Consider the following 17784-nt stretch of genomic DNA (forward strand, 5'->3'; position numbering starts at 1 on the left):
TCCCTCACCTTGCGTCATGGCCGGGCTTGTCCCGGCCATCCACGACCTTCTTCTCGCGGCACCAAGAACCGTGGATGCCCGGGCCTTCGCCTCGCCGAAGAGGCTTCGGCCTCGCAGGCGGGACAAGCCCGGGCATGACGAGTCTGGGGCACCCGGCTCCGGGATGACGGCACGCTGCGCGTCCCGTCAGTTCAGCTTCTCGATCGCGACCGCGACGCCTTGACCGACGCCGACGCACATGGTGGCGAGCGCGAGCTTGCCGCCGCGCTTCTCCATGCCGTGCACCGCGGTGAGCGCAAGGCGCGCGCCGCTCATGCCGAGGGGATGACCGAGTGCGATCGCACCGCCATGCGGATTGACGAAGTCGGCATCGTCGGCAACGCCGAGTTGGCGTATGCAGGCGATACCCTGCGAGGCAAAGGCTTCGTTGAGCTCGATCAGGTCGAAATCGCTGATTTTCTTGCCGAGACGTTCCATCAGCTTGCGGGTGGCCGGCACAGGTCCAATGCCCATGATGCGCGGCGGCACGCCGGCCGAGGCGAGGCCGAGGATGCGCGCGCGCGGCGTCAGGCCGTGCTTCTTCACGGCAGCCTCGGACGCCAGGATCATCGCGGCGGCGCCGTCATTGACGCCGGAGGCGTTGCCCGCGGTCACCGTGCCGGGATTGCGCACGATCGGCCTGAGCTTCGTCAGGGCTTCCAGCGTGGTCTCGGGACGCGGATGCTCGTCCTTGTCGACGGTGACAGGGCCGGCCTTGCCGCCGGGAATGGTGATCGGGGTGATTTCTTCGGCGAAATAGCCGGCCGCAATCGCGGCGCCCGCGCGCTGCTGCGAGCGGATCGCGAAGGCGTCCTGATCCGCGCGCGAGACCTGGAATTCCTCGGCGACGTTCTCGCCGGTCTCGGGCATCGCGTCGACGCCATACTGCGCCTTCAGCAGCGGATTGATGAAGCGCCAGCCGATCGTGGTGTCGAAGATCTCAGCCGAGCGCGAGAACGCTTCCTGCGCCTTGCCCATCACGAAGGGCGCGCGCGTCATGGATTCGACGCCGCCGGCAATCGCAAGCTCGATCTCGCCGGAACGGATAGCGCGGCCGGCCGCACCGACCGCATCGAGACCGGAGGCACAGAGCCGGTTCAGGGTCTGGCCTGGAACGGAATCCGGCAGGCCCGCAAGCAGGAGCGCCATGCGTGCCACGTTGCGGTTGTCCTCGCCGGCCTGGTTGGCACAGCCGAAGAAGACCTCGTCAACCTGTGCCCAATCGAGATTGGGGTGCTTGGCCATCAGCGCCTTGATCGGGGCCGCCGCCAGGTCGTCGGCACGCACCTTGGCGAGCGACCCGCCAAAACGGCCGATCGGGGTCCGCACGGCATCGCAGATAAAGACGTCACGCATGGTTGTTCTCCCTGAATGCCGCGATCCGGCCTAAATTCTTCAATGTCGACGGAGTTTTAGGAGGGCGCCCGCGGCAGGTCAATTGACCGATACGCGCGTGTTCCGACGGGTGTGCACGCGAGTTGCGCATGCCGCGGTGCGGACAACGTGGAAAACCTCCCCTCTCCGCCCAAAGCGATAGGAGCGCGGGGCGAAATTTTGTAGGTTGCGCCGCCCATGACAATGCAACAACCGATCCCTGCACCGCCTCCCGACGATACGCCCGCGCCGCAGGCGGAAGCTGCCGCGCGCGTCACGCCGATGATGGAACAGTACCTTGAAATCAAGGCGGCACATCAGGGCCTTCTGCTGTTCTACCGGATGGGCGACTTTTACGAGCTGTTCTTTGAGGACGCCGAGATCGCCTCCAGGACACTCGGCATCGTCCTGACCAAGCGCGGCAAGCATCAAGGCGCCGATATCCCGATGTGCGGCGTGCCAGTCGAGCGCTCCGAGGACTATTTGCACCGGCTGATCACCGCCGGGCACCGGGTCGCGGTGTGCGAGCAGACCGAGGATCCCGCGGCGGCGAAAGCACGCGGCAACAAGAGCGTCGTGCGCCGCGGCGTGGTGCGCCTGGTCACGCCGGGCACGCTGACCGAGGACACGCTGCTCGACGCGCGCGCCAACAATTACCTGCTGGCGCTCGCGCGCGCGCGCTCATCGGCGGGCGGTGACCGCTTTGGCCTCGCCTGGATCGACATCTCGACCGCCGAATTCACGGTGACGGAATGTTCGGGCGGCGAACTCGCCGCCACGCTGGCGCGGATCAATCCGAACGAGGTGATCGTCACCGACGCGCTCTATAACGACAGCGAGCTCGGACAGACCCTGCGCGAGCTGCCGGCGGTGACGCCGCTGACCCGCGACGTCTTCGACGGCGCCACTGCCGAGAAGCGGCTGTGCGACTATTTTGCCGTCGCGACCATGGACGGACTGTCCCAGCTCACGCGGCTGGAAGCCACTGCCGCCGCCGCCGCCGTCACCTATGTTGACCGCACCCAGGTCGGCAAACATCCGCCGCTGTCGCCGCCCGCGCGCGAAGCCTCGGGCGCGACCATGGCGATCGATCCCGCCACCCGCGCCAATCTCGAACTGACGCGGACACTCGCCGGAGAACGCCGCGGCTCGCTGCTCGACGCGATCGACTGCACGGTGACCTCGGCCGGCTCGCGCCTGCTGGCGCAGCGGCTTGCCGCGCCGCTGACCGATGCGGCGGCGATTGCGCGGCGGCTCGATGCCGTCGGCAGCTTCGTTGCCGACTCGGCCGCGCGCGAGGACATCCGCAGCATCCTGCGCGGCGCCCCGGACATGTCGCGGGCGCTGGCCCGTATATCCGTCGGCCGCGGCGGTCCGCGTGACCTCGCCGGCCTGCGCGATGGCATCATCGCCGCCGACCAGGTGCTGACGCGGCTTGACGAACTCGACCAGCCGCCGCAGGAGATCGCCGTCGTGATGGCGGCGCTGCAAAAGCCATCGCGCGAGCTCGCGGCGGAATTCGCCAGGGCGCTCGACGATCAACTGCCGCTGATCAAGCGCGACGGCGGGTTCGTTCGCCAGGGCTATGAGCCTGCGCTGGACGAAACGCGAAATCTGCGCGACGCCTCGCGCCTGGTGGTGGCCTCGATGCAGGCGCGCTACGCCGACAACACGGGTGTGAAGGGGCTCAAGATCCGGCACAACAACGTGCTCGGCTATTTCGTCGAGGTCACCGCGCAGCACGGCGACAAGCTGATGTCGGCGCCGCTAAACGCAACCTTCATCCACCGCCAGACGCTGGCCGGCCAGGTCCGCTTCACCACCTCCGAGCTCGGGGAGATCGAAGCCAAGATCGCCAATGCCGGCGACCGCGCACTCGGGCTCGAGCTCGAGATTTTCGAGCGGCTCTGCGCCAAGGCTTTGGCCATCAGCGAGGAACTGCGCGCCGCCGCTCACGCCTTTGCGCTGCTCGACGTCGCGACGTCGCTTGCCAAGCTGGCGATCGACCAGAACTATGTGCGGCCCGAGGTGGACTCGTCTCTCGGCTTTGCGATCGAGGCGGGCCGCCATCCCGTGGTCGAGCAGGCCTTGAAGCGCAATGGCCAGCCGTTCATCGCCAATGCCTGCGATCTCTCGCCGGGCCCTGCGCAAAAATCCGGCCAGCTCTGGTTGCTGACCGGTCCGAACATGGCGGGTAAGTCGACCTTCCTGCGCCAGAACGCGCTGATTGCGTTGCTCGCCCAGATCGGAAGTTTCGTGCCGGCGACACGCGCGCGGATCGGCATCATCGACCGCCTGTTCTCGCGTGTCGGCGCCGCCGACGATCTCGCCCGCGGCCGTTCCACCTTCATGGTCGAGATGGTCGAGACCGCTGCCATCCTCAACCAGGCCGGCGAGCGCGCGCTCGTGATCCTTGATGAAATCGGCCGCGGCACCGCGACCTTCGACGGCCTCTCGATCGCCTGGGCCGCAATCGAGCACCTGCACGAGAGCAACCGCTGCCGCACGCTGTTCGCGACGCATTACCACGAGCTGACGGCGCTCTCCGCCAAGCTGCCGCGGATGTTCAACGCGACCGTGCGGGTGAAGGAATGGCAGGGCAATGTCGTGTTCCTGCACGAGGTGTTGCCGGGTTCGGCCGATCGCTCTTACGGAATCCAGGTCGCCAAGCTCGCGGGCCTGCCGCCGGCCGTGATCACGCGCGCCAAATCGGTACTGGCGAAGCTGGAAGCCCAGGACCGCGGCCAGACCGCGCGCGCGCTTGCTGACGATCTGCCGCTGTTCGCAGTGCCCTCGCGCGCCGCCGCAGAAGTCACACCGCCGAGCGAGGCCGAACTGCTGATGGACGCGGTGAAGGCGCTGCATCCGGACGAGATGTCGCCACGCGAAGCGCTCGATGCGCTGTATGCGTTGAAGGCCAAGCTGCCGAAGCAGTGACGGTGCCGCAGGGTGGGTGAGCCGAAGGCGTAACCCACCACCTTTGTCAGCGAGCGAGAAGTGGTGGGTTACGCTTCGCTAACCCACCCTATGCTTCTGAACGCTACGCCCTCGCCGCGATCGCCGCCACTTCCGCTGCGGCGCGCTGCATGCTGGTCGACATCTCGTTGGTCACCGTGCTCTGCTCTTCGATTGCCGCGGCCGTCGACGTCACATATTCGCTGACGTTGCTGATGGCCGTCTTGATCGAAGCCAGGGCGGTGACGACGTCTCCAGAGATGCCGTTGAGGCTACCGATCTCAGCGCCGATCTTGTCAGTGGCCTGCTTGGCTTGGTTGGCGAGGCTCTTGACCTCCGAGGCCACCACCGCAAAACCCCGACCGGCTTCACCGGCGCGGGCGGATTCGATGGTGGCGTTGAGTGCCAGGAGGTTGATCTGCCCGGTGATGTTGTTGATGAGCTCGACGATCCCGCTCATCGCCAGCGCCGCTTCAGTGAGGCGCTGGGCCTGGGCATCAGCGGACGCGACCTGCTCCACCGCGCTCATCGCCGTCTCGCGCGATTTGGTCATGGCCTCGGAAATCTCCCGCACCGAGGCGTTCAGCTCTTCCGATCCGGCGGCGACCGATTCCATCATGCCGCGGACGCGCTCGTTGCCCATGCGGACCAGCACCTGTTTCGTGACGTCGGTCGCATATTTCACGACCTTGAACGGCTTGCCGTTGAGATCCATGATCGGATTGTAGGAGGCCTGGATATAGACCTCCCTGCCGCCCTTGCCGATGCGCTTGTATTCGGCCGCCTGATACTGGCCGCGGTTGAGCGCCGCCCAGAACTCGCGATAGCCATTGCCATCGCGCTCCGAGGGCTCGACAAACATGCTGTGGTGCTTGCCCTTGATCTCAGCCAGCGAATAGCCGAGGGCGCCGAGGAAATTGGCGTTGGCGGTGATGATCGTGCCGTCCATGTTGAACTCGATCACCGCCTGCGCCTTCTCGATCGCCGTGATCTGGCCCGCAAGGACGGCATTCTTCAGCTTCTCCGCCGTGACGTCGGTCGCGAACTTGGCGACGCCGAAGGGCTTGCCGTTCTCATCGAGTAGCGGATTGTAGGAGGCGAGAATCCAGACCTCGCGGCCGCCCTTGCCGATGCGCTTGAACTCGCCAGCCTGGTATTCGCCGCGGTTGAGCTTGGCCCAGAACTCGCGATAGGCCGCGCCGTCGCGCTCGGCCTGGGGCATGAAGAGGCTGTGATGCTTGCCCTGGATCTCGGTCAGCGAATAGCCAAGCGCGTTGCAGAAATTCTCGTTGGCCGTGACGATGGTGCCGTCGAGCTTGAACTCGATCACGGCCTGGGCGCGGCCGATAGCGGCGATCTTCGAAGACTCCGTCATGCTCCGGATCTTCTTCTCGGTGATTTCGGTCGCAATCTTGGCGACCATCACCGTCTTGCCGTTGCCGTCGAGCACCGGATTGTAGGATGCTTCGATCCAGATCTCACGGCCGCCCTTCGCGATCCGCTTGAACTCGCTTGCCTGATACTCGCCGCGGTTCAATGCAGCCCAGAACGCCTTGTACTCGGCGCCGTCGCGCTGGTCGGCGGGCATGAACATGGCGTGCTTCTTTCCCTTGATTTCGTCGAGGGAATAGCCGAGGGCGTTCAAGAAATTCTGGTTGGCGCTCAGGATCGTGCCGTCCATGGCAAACTCGATCATGGCCTGCGAGCGGCCGATGGCGGCGAGCTTAGCATCCGCGTCGTTGCGGGACTTGCGGCCAAACATCATTGAATCTCCAAAATCATTAAATTGCGAGACGGGATCAGGTGACGTGACGGCGCGGCACACGCGCTGAATTCCAATCGAATTCCGCCGGTAAAACTCGCGTTGCGAAGACCAAGGCGGATACGCAAGATGATTCAGTACCCATAAGATTCGAATAAAGTGCTAACGAATTCTGGGAAAAGCGATCGCCGACAGAGCAGCCTAAAGCTGCACGACGGTAGGCCTTACACGCTGCTCGGTCGGCGCTGTCACTTGAATGCTTGGTCCTTCAGGAGTTTGAAGGAAAGCGTCTCGCGATCGGTCATGGCGAGTTTTGCTACGGAAGTATCCGGCGACGCCGCGCCGCATGTCCGTAGTGTCACGGCGCTTGCCGCGCCTTGTGCTGCGTACGCCGCCCGATCCCCCACAGCGTCAGATTCCAAACAATGCAGGTGGCGAGTGCAAGCCCAAGACCGACGGCGGAGCCGAACCACGCCACCGCCACGTGCAACACCGCGATCGCCATTCCGAATCCGAGCAGCCCCCAAGCCGAATTGGCCAGCACCGCGGCGGTCGGCGGACCGCCGATTCGCGGATGCAGGATCACCATGATGCTGGAAAACACCACCGGATACAGCGCGATGATGCCGCTGATCCGGGGACCGACCCAGCCCGAGGTCGAGACGACGATTGCGACGAGGGTCGCGACCAGCGCGGCCCGCATCGGCACGTCATACCAGCGCCGCGTCACCAGCGGCATCTTTACATGGCGATAGCCCGCGAGCAGCGGAATGCAGATGCCGAACGCGATCAGATTGGCGGCGAGCCCGGCGGTGAGCGGCCAGTCGAACTGCTTGATGATCGAGGCGAACACGATCCAGACCGCGACCGCGCTTCCGCAACTCACCAGAAGGCTGCGCCGCTGCGCCAGCACCACATAGGTGAGACACATGAAGATCGTCGCGGCATTGACCGGCAAGCTCGACAGCGCGCCCTGCGCGATGAAGGCGGCATCGTGGTCGAGCGCGAGGAAGACGTAGGATGGTCCGGCCGAAACCGGCAAGGTCGCGACCAGCGCGCCGATCACCGGCCCTGAACGCTCGGTGATGATCGACGCCGTCACGACGAACGCCGCCGCGACCATCATGCGCAGAACGAGGATGAGGTGGAGCTCGGGGGACATTTTTTTCTTTTGTCGTCCCGGGCTTCGCCGAGACGACACGAATTGTTGGGCGAGCGGCCTTCGCTCGCTACATCCGCTGCATCGACACCGAGACCTTCGGGCCGTTCTTGATGGTCTGATAGACCACGCAGTAGCGCTCGGTGAGCTTGAGCAGCAGGTCGAGCTTGTCTTGCGGCGCATCAGTATCGACGTCGAAGCGCAGACGTATCTCGGCGAAGCCGACCGGCGTCTCCTTGTCGACGCCGAGCGTGCCGCGGAAATCGAGATCGCCCTCGGCGTAGACGTTGCCGGTCTTCAAGGGTACCTCGATCGCGGTCGCGACCGATTTCAGCGTGACGCCGGCGCAGGCGACCAGCGCTTCGAGTAGCATGTCGCCCGAGCAGAGCTCGAGGCCGGAGCCGCCGGTTGCGGGATGCAGGCCGGCCATTGCGATGGCGCGGCCGGTCTCGACCTTGCAGGCGATGCCCTCGCTGTCGGTCGAGCCCTTGGCCCTCAACGTGATCATCGCGGTCTTGGGGTCGGTCTTGTAGCGCTCCTTGATCGGGGCCTGCATCTGGCGCAGTGCTGCGGCGTCCATTTTGTCTCTCCCGGGAAAATCGTCTCTACGAAGTACCGGCTTGCGATGTACCGGCTCGGAGCGAAATTGTCACCACCACATGGCCTGACCGGGACCCTGGGTTGCGTCACGGTCGGGCACGCTGCGGTCGAGCGAACGATCGAGTGACGTCAGCACACTTCGCTTGAAATTCTCGAACAGCGGCGAATTGCGGTCGCGTGGCCTGCCCAGGTTGATCTCGATCTGGTCGAACAGCCGGCCCGGCCGCGGCCGCATCACCAGCACGCGGTCAGCCAGCACCACGGCCTCGTCGACGTCATGGGTGACGAGGATGAGCGTCGGCCGCGTGTCGGCCCAGAGATCGAGCAGATGATCCTGGAGGTCCCTGCGGGTGAAGGCATCGAGCGCCGAGAACGGTTCGTCGAGCAAGAGCACCTCGGGCTGCGGCACCAGTGCGCGGGCAATCGCGACGCGCTGTGCCTGCCCGCCCGAGAGCTCGCGCGGCCAGGCCTGCGCTTTCTCGGCGAGCCCGACACGCTCGAGCGCACGCGCCACCTTTTCACGCCGCTCGGTGGCGGGCCCATCGGCAAGACCAAAGCCGATATTGTCGGCGACGCTGAGCCAGGGCAGCAGCCGCGGCTCCTGGAAGATGATGCCGATCTTGGCATGCGGCGAGGCGATCGCCTCGTTGTCGAGCGTCACCGTGCCCGAGCTTGCGCGGTCGAGGCCCGCGATGGCGCGCAGCAGCGTGGACTTGCCGCAGCCCGAGCCGCCAATGATGGCGACGATCTCGCCTTGCCTGATCTCGGCCGAAAAGCGCGCCAGCGCCTGCACGCCGTTGGGATAGGTCTTGCTGACCCGGTCGAGCGCCAGCATCGCCTTATGCTCCCGTCGTACGCCCGAAGGCGTCCTGCCAGCGCAGGAAGGGCGCAGCCGCGATCTCGATCAGCCAATCCGTGAGCTTGCCGAGGATCGCGAAGATCACGATGGCGGCGAGGATCTGCGCGGGCTTGCCGAGCTGCTGGCCGTCGAGCAGGAGATAGCCGAGGCCTTCGGACGCGCCGATCAGCTCGGCCGCCACCACGAACATCCAGCCCAGACCAAGACCGACGCGCAAGGACACGACATAGGCCGGCAGCACCGCGGGCAGCAGGATACGGCGGATCATGGCAGGCCCGGAGAGACGGAATGTGCGACCGACCTCGACGATCTTGCGATCGACGATGAGGATCGCGCCCATCACGCCGAGATAGACCGGAAAGAACACGCCGACCGCGATCAGCGCGATCTTCGAGGTCTCGAAAATGCCGAGCCAGAGGATGAACAGCGGCACCCAGGCCAGCGACGGGATCGCGCGCAGCGCTTGCACGGTCGGGTCGAGCAGCCGCCGCGCCAGCGACCAATAGCCGGATATGGCGCCGAGCAAGGTGCCCGCGACCACCCCGAACGCGAAGCCGAGGCCGACACGCCACAGCGTTGCGGCGATGTGACGGAACAGTTCGCCGGAGCGTGCAAGATCAACGACGGTGGCGAACACGCGCGAGGGCGGCGGCACCAGCCGGCCGTTGGACCAGCCGGACCAGACCACGAGTTCCCAGCCAAGCGCGAGGGTCAGTGGCAACAGCAATCCCAGCGTCGGCCCCGCATAGCGCGACAGCCGCGAGGGCGCGGCGCTCTCGGCCGGTTCCGTAGTCTGTTGCAGCACTGGCGCGTCAGAGATCATGGCCGGTAGGAAGCGCGTCTTGTGCGGGATTGCAAGGGCGCGCGGCATTCTCGGCGTCGTCCCGGACAAGCGCAGCGAAGCCGAGCGCAGATCCGGGACCCATAACCACGGGAAGGCGTGGCTACGGGGGCTTGGAGTTGCCCCTTTGGCGCCAAACCACTTCCTGTGGTTATGGGTCCCGGGCTCGCTTCGCGCCCCGGGACGACGACCGAGTTTGCCGCCCGCCTGCCTTTAATTCGTCGGCAGCGGCACCTGATCGTCGATCAGCCCATCCAGCGTCGCCTTCACGTCGACCTTGGCGTCGACGACGCCGGCCTGTTGCAGGGCGAGGCCCGCGGCGAGGATCGATTCGCGCTGGGGCGCGCCGATGCGGCTGTGGGTCAGCTCGGTGCGCTCCTTGAGTTGCTTATCGACGACAGGCTCCGGCAGCTTGGTCACGGCGATGAAGGTCTTCTTGAGCTCGTCGTAATTCGCGAGCGAATATTTGCGCGCTTCTTCGTACACCGCGAGCACGCGGCGGGCGGCGTCCGGATAGTCTTTCAAAAACTGCTCGCGCACATTGAGGATGCCCCAAGTGTTGGCGTCGGCCTTGCGATAGAACAGTTTCGCGCCGTCCTCGACCTCGGCCTGCGCCATCATCGGATCGAGCCCGGCCCACGCATCGACGTCGCCGCGGATCAGCGCGGTCTTGCCGTCGGCGTGCTGGAGCAGCACCGGCGTGATGTCCTTTTCGGTGAGACCTGCGCCAAGCAATGCGCGCACCAGGAAGATGTGCGGATCGGTGCCGCGCGTCACCGCGACCCGCTTGCCCTTGAGATCGGCGACACTAGCAATCTTGGAATCCTTTGATGTCACCAACGCCGTCCATTCGGGACGCGAATAGACGTAGATCGACTTGATCGGGTTGCCGTTGATACGCGCGACCAGCGCCGCCGAGCCCGCGGTCGAGCCGAAGTCGATCGAGCCCGCATTGAGGAATTCGAGCGCCTTGTTGGAGCCGGCCGACTGCACCCAGGTGACGGTGATGCCGTCCTTGGCGAACTCCTTTTCCAGGAGCCCCTTCTGCTTCAGGACCATCGACACCGGATTATAGGTCGCCCAGTCGATACGGATTTCCTTGAGCGGATCCGCCGCCCGCGCCGCGGGGGACATGGCAAGAGCGACCGCTCCCGCCAACAGTATGCGTCGTGTAATCCTGGTCATGCCCGACCTCCTCAAAACTTCATTGTTTTTCAATGAGTTAGATCTAGAAATCAACGAGAAAATCCATCCCTCGAAAGCGCGCCGGCTGAGAACAGCTTTGCCCAAAGCCGCACCTTTCCAGCATGGAACGACTATTGCGAGAGAATGGCGGGTGACAGCGCCGGCCGCCTCTTATATCCGGTGAGACATGGACAGCGTCGCGACTGAACACAAGGCCGAGGTGGACGATCGCTTCGACACCGCGCGGATCACCGCCGCGGTCGATGCGCTTGCCGAGAAGCACCAGGGACGCGAGGACGCGTTCCGCACGGCCATGGCGCAACTGCTCAAGGCCGAGCTGATTGCCTCGCGCGCTGCGGCACAGACGATCCTGCTGAAGGACCGTCACGGCCGGCGCTGCGCCGAGCGGCTGTGCCACGTGCAGGACGAGATCATCCGCATCCTGTATTCGGCCGCGACCCGCCATCTCTACCGCTCGCCGATTCCGAGCGGTGCCGAGCGCATGGCAGTGGTGGCGACCGGCGGCTATGGCCGCGGCCTGATGGCCCCCGAGTCCGACATCGATCTGCTCTTCATCCTGCCCTACAAGCAGACCGCCTGGGGCGAGCAGGTCGCCGAGGCCATTCTCTATTGCCTCTGGGACATGGGGCTGAAGGTCGGTCACGCCACGCGCTCGGTCGACGAGTCGATCCGGCAGGCGCGCGGCGACATGACCATCCGCACCGCGATCCTGGAGACGCGCTTCCTTACCGGAGACCGGCCGCTCTATGACGAGCTGGTTGCCCGCTTCGACAAGGAGGTCGTGCAAGGCACCGCGTCCGAGTTCGTCACCGCGAAACTCGCCGAGCGTGAGGAGCGGCATCGCCGCGGCGGCCAATCGCGTTATCTGGTCGAACCCAACGTCAAGGACGGCAAGGGTGCGCTCCGCGACCTGCACACGCTGTTCTGGATCGCGAAGTACGTCTACCGCGTGAGCGACACCGACGAACTGGTCGACCGCGGCGTGTTCGACGCGCAGGAATACCGCACCTTCCGCCGCTGCGCCGACTTCCTCTGGTCGGTGCGCTGCAATCTTCACTTTTACTCCGGTCGCCCTGAAGAGCGCCTCTCCTTCGACCTCCAGCGCGAGATCGCCGTCCGGCTCGGCTACACCTCGCATCCCGGCATGCAGGACGTCGAACGCTTCATGAAGCACTACTTCCTGGTCGCCAAGGAAGTCGGCAACCTCACCGCCATCCTCTGCGCCAAGCTCGAGGACCAGCAGGCCAAGCCCGCGCCGGTGCTGAGCCGGATGATGGCGCGGCTGCGCCCCACCGCGGTGAAGCGGCGAGTGCCCGACAGCGACGACTTCATCGTCGACAACAACCGCATCAACGTCGCCGCGCCCGACGTGTTCAAGCATGATCCGGTCAATTTGATCCGCATCTTCCGTCTGGCGCAGAAGAACAATCTCGCCTTCCACCCGGACGCGATGCGCGACGTGACGCGTTCGCTCGGCCTGATCAACGCGCAGATGCGCGAGAATCCCGAAGCCAACCGGCTGTTGATGGAGATCCTGACATCCGACAACGCGGAAATCGTGCTGCGGCGGATGAACGAGACCGGCGTGCTCGGCCATTTCATCCGTGCCTTCGGCAAGATCGTCTCGATGATGCAGTTCAACATGTATCATCACTACACCGTCGACGAGCATTTGATCCGCTGCGTCGGGTTCCTCCAGGACATCGAACGCGGCGGCATCGAGGAATTCGCGGTGGCGAGCGACCTGATGCGCAAGATCCGGCCGGAGCATCGCTCCGTGATCTACATTGCGACGCTGCTGCACGACGTCGCCAAGGGCCGGCCCGAGGATCACTCGATCGCCGGCGCCAAGGTGGCGCGACGGCTCTGCCCGCGGCTCGGCTTCAGTCCGGCCGACACCGAGCTCGTGGCCTGGCTGATCGAGGAGCATCTGACGATGTCCACGGTCGCACAGTCGCGCGATCTCTCCGACCGCAAGACCATCGAGAATTTCGCCGCCGTGGTGCAGTCGGTCGAGCAGATGAAGCTCTTGACGATCCTGACCACCGCCGACATCCGCGGCGTCGGCCCAGGCGTGTGGAACGGCTGGAAGGCGCAGCTCTTGCGCTCGCTGTACTACGAGACCGAACCGGTGCTGACGGGTGGCTTCTCGGAGGTAGACCGCGGCAAGCGGCTCACGGCCGCGTATGCCGAATTCCGTAACGCCTTCGCGGAATGGCCGGCGGAAGAGCTCGACGCCTATATCGCCCGGCACTATCCGGCCTATTGGCTCAAGGTCGAGCTGCCGCGCAAGATCCGCCACGCGCGCTTCGTCCGTGCCAGCGAGCAGGCGGGCCACAAGCTCGCGATCAATGTCGGCTTCGACGAGGTGCGTGGCGTCACCGAGCTGACCATCTTCGCCGCCGACCATCCCTGGCTGCTGTCGATCATCGCAGGCGCCTGTGCCTCGGCCGGTGCCAACATCGTCGATGCCCAGATCTACACCACGACCGACGGTCGCGCGCTCGACACCATCTCGATTTCCAGGGAATACGACCGCGACGAGGACGAGGGACGGCGCGCCACACGCATCGGCGAGATGATCGAGGACGTGCTGGAAGGCAAGCTGCGTCTGCCCGAAGTGGTGGCCCGGCGCACCGTGCGCGGCAAGGCGCGGCCGTTCGTGATCGAGCCGGAAGTGACCATCAACAACCAATGGTCCGACCGCTACACAGTGATCGAAATGTCCGGCCTCGACCGCCCCGGGCTGCTCTACGAGCTGACCACCGCGATCTCGAAGCTCAACCTCAACATCGCCTCGGCCCATGTCGCGACCTTCGGCGAGCGCGCGCGCGACGTGTTCTACGTCACCGATCTCCTGGGCGCACAGATCAGCGCGCCGACACGTCAGGCCGCGATCAAGAGCGCGCTGACCCACGTGATGGCCGGCGACAAGGCGGTTCAGCCAGCGGCCTGACTTCTCTCGTCATTCCCCGCTGAATCATCGCGCCGACTTTTGTTCGGAGAATCGCAGCGCGTTCACCAGCGCAGACAGCGTCGCCGGTTGATGCCGACGACTGGGATAATACATGAAGAAGCCCGGAATTGGCGGAGTCCAATCCTCCAGCACCCGGACAAGGCGGCGCTTCGCAACATATTCGGCGACCTGCTCTTCATAAGCGAGTCCCACACCAACCCCGGCGAGCGCCGCCTGGATCACCAAGTGGGTATCGTCAATGATGAGTGGGCCGTTCACGTTGATCGTGACCGACTTTCGTCCCTGCTGAAACTCCCACCGATATGGTCCACCCGCAAGACGCAGCGTAATGCACCGATGATCGTTCAGATCCTTTGGTTTCTTGGGGATGCTTCGTGAAGCGAAATAGCTTGGCGAGCCCACTACCGCCAATCGCAGTTCGGGCGTGAGGCGAACCGCGATCATATCCTTTTGAATGTACTCGCCAAGCTGGATACCGGCATCGAACTCGCCTGCAACAAGGTCCACGGGGCCAGTGACGGTAACAACGTCCAGAACGATGTCCGGGTAGGACTCAGCGAAAGCTCTCAACCGCGGCAACAACACCATCACGGCAGCTGATCGTGACATTACGATTCGGAGACGACCTTCGGGTCGCTGCCGAACACTTCGGGCCTTGTCGAGGGCGTGACGAATTTGCTCAAGCGCCGGAGACAAGTCTTCCAAAAGAGCTGCCCCCGCAGCGGTTGGCGCAACGCTCTTGGTTGTTCGAGCGAGCAGCTGCAGCTCAAGCCGTTGCTCAAGCCTCCGGATTGTGTGACTCAAGGCAGACTGAGACACACCCAGCTTTATCGCAGCGCGCGTAAAGCTTCGTTCACTAGCCACGATTGCGAACGTCGCGAGCTCGTTCAATTCGTTTGTCATCGTCTATGAATATCGATCATAAGCCCATGCCGTGCAAGTCGGCTGGCTTCATAAACAACTATGCCGTAGGCTCCCACCCGCAATTCGACGACTTACGGTGCTTTTCTGCACGGGGCGCCAGGCTGACGCTCGGCACGGCTGGCCGGGCCGGGCCGCATGAATGCCCGGTGTAACGGCTTTGAGGATGACAATGAATACGGACGTTCCCGCCTTGCACTCCCTTGCGCAAACCTATTTCGATGCTGCCTATGAAATGGATGCCGAGAAATTTGCATCCATATTTCACCCCTTGAGTTCCGTGACGAAGGTCGCCGAGGACGGCAACGTGGGCGTGACGCCGATTGCGACCTGGCTGGCAGCGGTCCGCGACATGAAAGCTCCAAAGCAACAGGGCTTCGAGCGAGACGATCAGATCCTGTCGACGGATGTTGAAGGAGAGCTCGCGCTTTTGAAGGTGAAATTGCGCATCCCGCCGCGTTACTTCACAGACCTGTTGTCGTGCTTGAAGGTGAACGGGACTTGGAAGATCGTGCAGAAAGTAATGACGTCGAACGTCTGATGGATTCGGTCACGGCGGGGGAGAGCGGCCGAAGGCTCGCTCGACGGCCCATCGCCGGCCGCCGCCAATCGCTCAACCGTTGTCAAACAGGCGCTTAGACCGCCACGCCTTCATGCCGCAGCAGCCAGCGCTTGCGCTCGAGGCCGCCGCCATACTTCACCAGAGAACCATCGGCGCCGATCAGGCGGTGGCACGGCAGCACCACGCTGATCGGATTGGAGCCGTTGGCATGGCCGACGGCGCGAATGGCTTTGGGCGTGTCGATCCTTGCGGCGAGCGCGCCGTAACTCATTGTGGTGCCGGCAGGGATTTGCGCCAATGCATTCCAGACCTTCTGCTGGAACGGCGTGCCGGCGATGCGCCAGGCGATGTCTGAGAGCTGGCCGAGATCGCCGTCGAAATAGTCCGACAGCGCAGTCCGCATGGCCGCGGGCGCGGGCTGGTCACTCAGGTCCACCAGACCGTAATGCAGGCGCAAGAGCTCGCGCATGCGGTGCTCGTAATCCTCCCAGTCGAGCGCGCGCAAGGCGCCCTCAGCGTCGGTGATCAGCAGCGCGATCCCGATCGGCGTCGCCAGCCGATCGAGGCCGAAGCTTACAGGCGGTTTGGTCGGTCGCGCGGGCATTGCGGCACCATTGCATCGAAACACGCCATCGCACTTGCCACGCCAGCCGTGCTAGCGTCCACCCGAAAGCTGACGCTGGGGGAGCTCAACTTGATCTGGATCGCGAATATCCTGGTGGCGCTGGTCGCCGCACTGCACGCTTACTTCCTGATCCTGGAGATGTTGCTCTGGGACAAGCCGCAGGGCTTGAAGGTTTTCCGCAACACGCCGGAGAAGGCAGCGATCACCAAGGTGCTGGCCGCGAACCAGGGACTCTATAACGGTTTCCTGGCCGCCGGCCTGGTCTGGGGGCTGGTGCACGGCAATCCGGCCTTCGCGTTCCAGATCAAGGCGTTCTTCCTGCTCTGCGTGATCGTGGCCGGCGCTTATGGCGCGGCGACCGTCAGCACGCGGATCCTGATCGTGCAGGCGCTGCCGGCGGCGCTCGCGCTGTTGGCCTTGTTCCTGACCTGAGATGCCATAGCGCGGCACCGCGATCCTTGCGCGGCGCCTGCCGTTCCTCCACAATCTCCGACAGCGATGGCGACCGTTGGCAATCAACGGGACAAGACCGTCGGTCGGAAATTCCGTCAGGAGGAACAAGCCCACATGAGCAATCGCAGAGCCTTCATCACCGCCACGGCGGCGCTCGCCTTCGCGTTCTCCGCCAACCAAGCTCTCGCCCAGAAGAAATACGACACCGGCGCGAGCGACACCGAGATCAAGATCGGCCAGACCGTGCCGTTCTCCGGGCCCTATTCCGTCTACGCCAATATCGGCAAGACCCAGGCCGCCTACTTCAAGATGATCAACGATCAGGGCGGCATCAACGGCCGCAAGATCAATCTGATCCAGTATGACGACGCCTATTCGCCGCCGAAGACGGTCGAGCAGGTGCGCAAGCTCGTCGAAGGCGACGAGGTGCTGTTCACCTTCCAGATCATCGGCACGGCCGCGAACGCTGCCGTGCAAAAATATCTCAACGGCAAGAAGATCCCGCAACTGCTGGCCTCGACCGGCGCCGCGCGCTTCAACGATCCGCAGAACTATCCCTGGACCATCGCCTATAATCCCAACTACGTGTCCGAGGGACGCATCTACGCCAAGTACATCCTCAAGGAGCATCCGAACGCCAAGATCGGCGTGCTCTACCAGAACGACGACATGGGCCGCGACTATCTCGCCGGCCTCAAGAGCGGTCTCGGCGACAAGGCAGCCAGCATGATCGTCGGCGAGGTGTCCTACGAGGTCACCGATCCGACGGTGGACTCGCAGGTGGTCAAACTGAAGTCGTTGGGCGCCGATCTTTTCTATGATGCCTCGACACCCAAATTCGCGGCGCAGGCGATCAAGAAGGTCGCCGAGCTCGGCTGGACGCCGGTGCACATCCTCGACATCAACGCGAGCCCGATCTCGGCGACGTTGAAGCCCGCCGGTCTCGACATCTCCAAGGGCATCATCTCCACCCAATACGGCAAGGAGCCCGGCGATCCGCAGTGGAAGGACGATCCGGGCGTGAAAGCGTTCTTTGCCTTCATGGACAAGTATTTCCCCGAAGGCGACAAGCTCAATACCGTCAACACCTATGCTTATTCAGTCGCCGAATTGCTGACGCAGGTGCTGAAACAGTGCGGCGACGACCTGTCGCGTGAGAACGTGATGAAGCAGGTCGCTAACATCAAGGACTTCACCCCGAGCTTCGCGCTACCCGGCATCAAGATCAACACCGGGCCGAACGACTACCGCGTCAACAAGCAGATGCAGATGATGAAGTTCAACGGCGAACGCTGGGAGCTGTTCGGCCCGATCATGGAGGATGCGGGTCCAGCGGGTTAGCCTCTCGGATATCTCATAGGGCGGGTTACGCCCGGCGGACTGCACTTCGCGCATCCGCCGGCGCTGGCCCACCTTACAAACCTGCTGCGCAGCCGCGCATGCTACGAACT

Annotated in this window: 14 protein-coding genes and 1 pseudogene; 5 read left to right on the top strand and 10 right to left on the bottom strand. The window is 64.2% G+C overall.

Going from position 1 to position 17784, the window contains the following annotated elements; translation table 11 throughout:
• Nucleotides 1–186: 186 nt before the first annotated feature.
• Complete coding sequence (gene pcaF, locus BcanWU425_RS37025) at nt 187–1395, bottom strand: 3-oxoadipyl-CoA thiolase (protein WP_204513096.1); 1209 nt, start codon at nt 1393–1395, stop codon at nt 187–189.
• Between the two features lie 216 nt (nt 1396–1611).
• Between pcaF and mutS the strand changes: the two genes are divergently transcribed.
• Nucleotides 1612–4350: a DNA mismatch repair protein MutS gene (mutS, locus tag BcanWU425_RS37030; RefSeq protein WP_026233049.1), complete on the top strand. Its 2739-nt coding sequence runs from the start codon at nt 1612–1614 to the stop codon at nt 4348–4350.
• 103 nt (nt 4351–4453) lie between these two features.
• On the opposite strand, the gene BcanWU425_RS37035 is transcribed toward mutS, so the two are convergent.
• From BcanWU425_RS37035 to BcanWU425_RS37060, 6 genes are all read right to left on the bottom strand, one after another.
• Complete coding sequence (locus BcanWU425_RS37035; protein ID WP_204514044.1) at nt 4454–6130, bottom strand: methyl-accepting chemotaxis protein; 1677 nt, start codon at nt 6128–6130, stop codon at nt 4454–4456.
• Nucleotides 6131–6488: 358 nt separating this feature from the next.
• Nucleotides 6489–7292 carry a hypothetical protein gene (locus BcanWU425_RS37040; RefSeq protein ID WP_204513095.1) on the bottom strand — a complete coding sequence of 268 codons (804 nt, stop codon included), beginning with the start codon at nt 7290–7292 and terminating at the stop codon, nt 6489–6491.
• A gap of 67 nt (nt 7293–7359) precedes the next feature.
• Nucleotides 7360–7869, bottom strand: coding sequence for an OsmC family protein (locus tag BcanWU425_RS37045; protein ID WP_018455897.1), 510 nt, complete (start codon nt 7867–7869; stop codon nt 7360–7362).
• Between the two features lie 69 nt (nt 7870–7938).
• On the bottom strand, nt 7939–8724 hold the full coding sequence (locus BcanWU425_RS37050; protein ID WP_007615986.1) for an ABC transporter ATP-binding protein: 786 nt from the start codon (nt 8722–8724) through the stop codon (nt 7939–7941).
• Nucleotides 8725–8728: 4 nt separating this feature from the next.
• Nucleotides 8729–9571 (bottom strand): ABC transporter permease, encoded by an 843-nt coding sequence (locus tag BcanWU425_RS37055; protein WP_204514043.1) that lies wholly within the window; start codon nt 9569–9571, stop codon nt 8729–8731.
• 231 nt (nt 9572–9802) lie between these two features.
• The gene (locus BcanWU425_RS37060) at nt 9803–10774 is read right to left on the bottom strand and encodes an aliphatic sulfonate ABC transporter substrate-binding protein (protein WP_204513094.1); all 972 of its coding nucleotides are present in this window, start codon (nt 10772–10774) and stop codon (nt 9803–9805) included.
• A 187-nt stretch (nt 10775–10961) separates the two neighbouring features.
• Between BcanWU425_RS37060 and BcanWU425_RS37065 the strand changes: the two genes are divergently transcribed.
• A complete protein-coding gene (locus BcanWU425_RS37065) occupies nt 10962–13751 on the top strand; it encodes a [protein-PII] uridylyltransferase (RefSeq protein WP_085361945.1) in 2790 nt (929 codons plus the stop codon).
• A 24-nt stretch (nt 13752–13775) separates the two neighbouring features.
• On the opposite strand, the gene BcanWU425_RS37070 is transcribed toward BcanWU425_RS37065, so the two are convergent.
• On the bottom strand, nt 13776–14360 hold the full coding sequence (locus BcanWU425_RS37070) for a LysR substrate-binding domain-containing protein (RefSeq protein WP_317246493.1): 585 nt from the start codon (nt 14358–14360) through the stop codon (nt 13776–13778).
• 186 nt (nt 14361–14546) lie between these two features.
• Nucleotides 14547–14675, bottom strand: a pseudogene (locus BcanWU425_RS37640) (LysR family transcriptional regulator); the annotation flags it as partial.
• Between the two features lie 190 nt (nt 14676–14865).
• Here BcanWU425_RS37640 and BcanWU425_RS37075 point away from each other — a divergent pair.
• Complete coding sequence (locus BcanWU425_RS37075; protein WP_085349795.1) at nt 14866–15234, top strand: nuclear transport factor 2 family protein; 369 nt, start codon at nt 14866–14868, stop codon at nt 15232–15234.
• 94 nt (nt 15235–15328) lie between these two features.
• Here BcanWU425_RS37075 and BcanWU425_RS37080 read toward each other — a convergent pair whose 3' ends face one another.
• On the bottom strand, nt 15329–15859 hold the full coding sequence (locus tag BcanWU425_RS37080) for a methylated-DNA--[protein]-cysteine S-methyltransferase (RefSeq protein WP_018455889.1): 531 nt from the start codon (nt 15857–15859) through the stop codon (nt 15329–15331).
• Between the two features lie 90 nt (nt 15860–15949).
• Between BcanWU425_RS37080 and BcanWU425_RS37085 the strand changes: the two genes are divergently transcribed.
• Together BcanWU425_RS37085 and BcanWU425_RS37090 are read left to right on the top strand one after the other, a co-directional pair.
• Nucleotides 15950–16312 carry a DUF1304 domain-containing protein gene (locus BcanWU425_RS37085; RefSeq protein ID WP_231189569.1) on the top strand — a complete coding sequence of 121 codons (363 nt, stop codon included), beginning with the start codon at nt 15950–15952 and terminating at the stop codon, nt 16310–16312.
• A gap of 135 nt (nt 16313–16447) precedes the next feature.
• A complete protein-coding gene (locus tag BcanWU425_RS37090) occupies nt 16448–17674 on the top strand; it encodes an ABC transporter substrate-binding protein (RefSeq protein ID WP_026233046.1) in 1227 nt (408 codons plus the stop codon).
• Nucleotides 17675–17784: the final 110 nt, after the last annotated feature.

The sequence above is a fragment of the Bradyrhizobium sp. WU425 genome, assembly GCF_021052305.1.
In the GTDB taxonomy this organism is placed as follows: domain Bacteria; phylum Pseudomonadota; class Alphaproteobacteria; order Rhizobiales; family Xanthobacteraceae; genus Bradyrhizobium; species Bradyrhizobium canariense_D.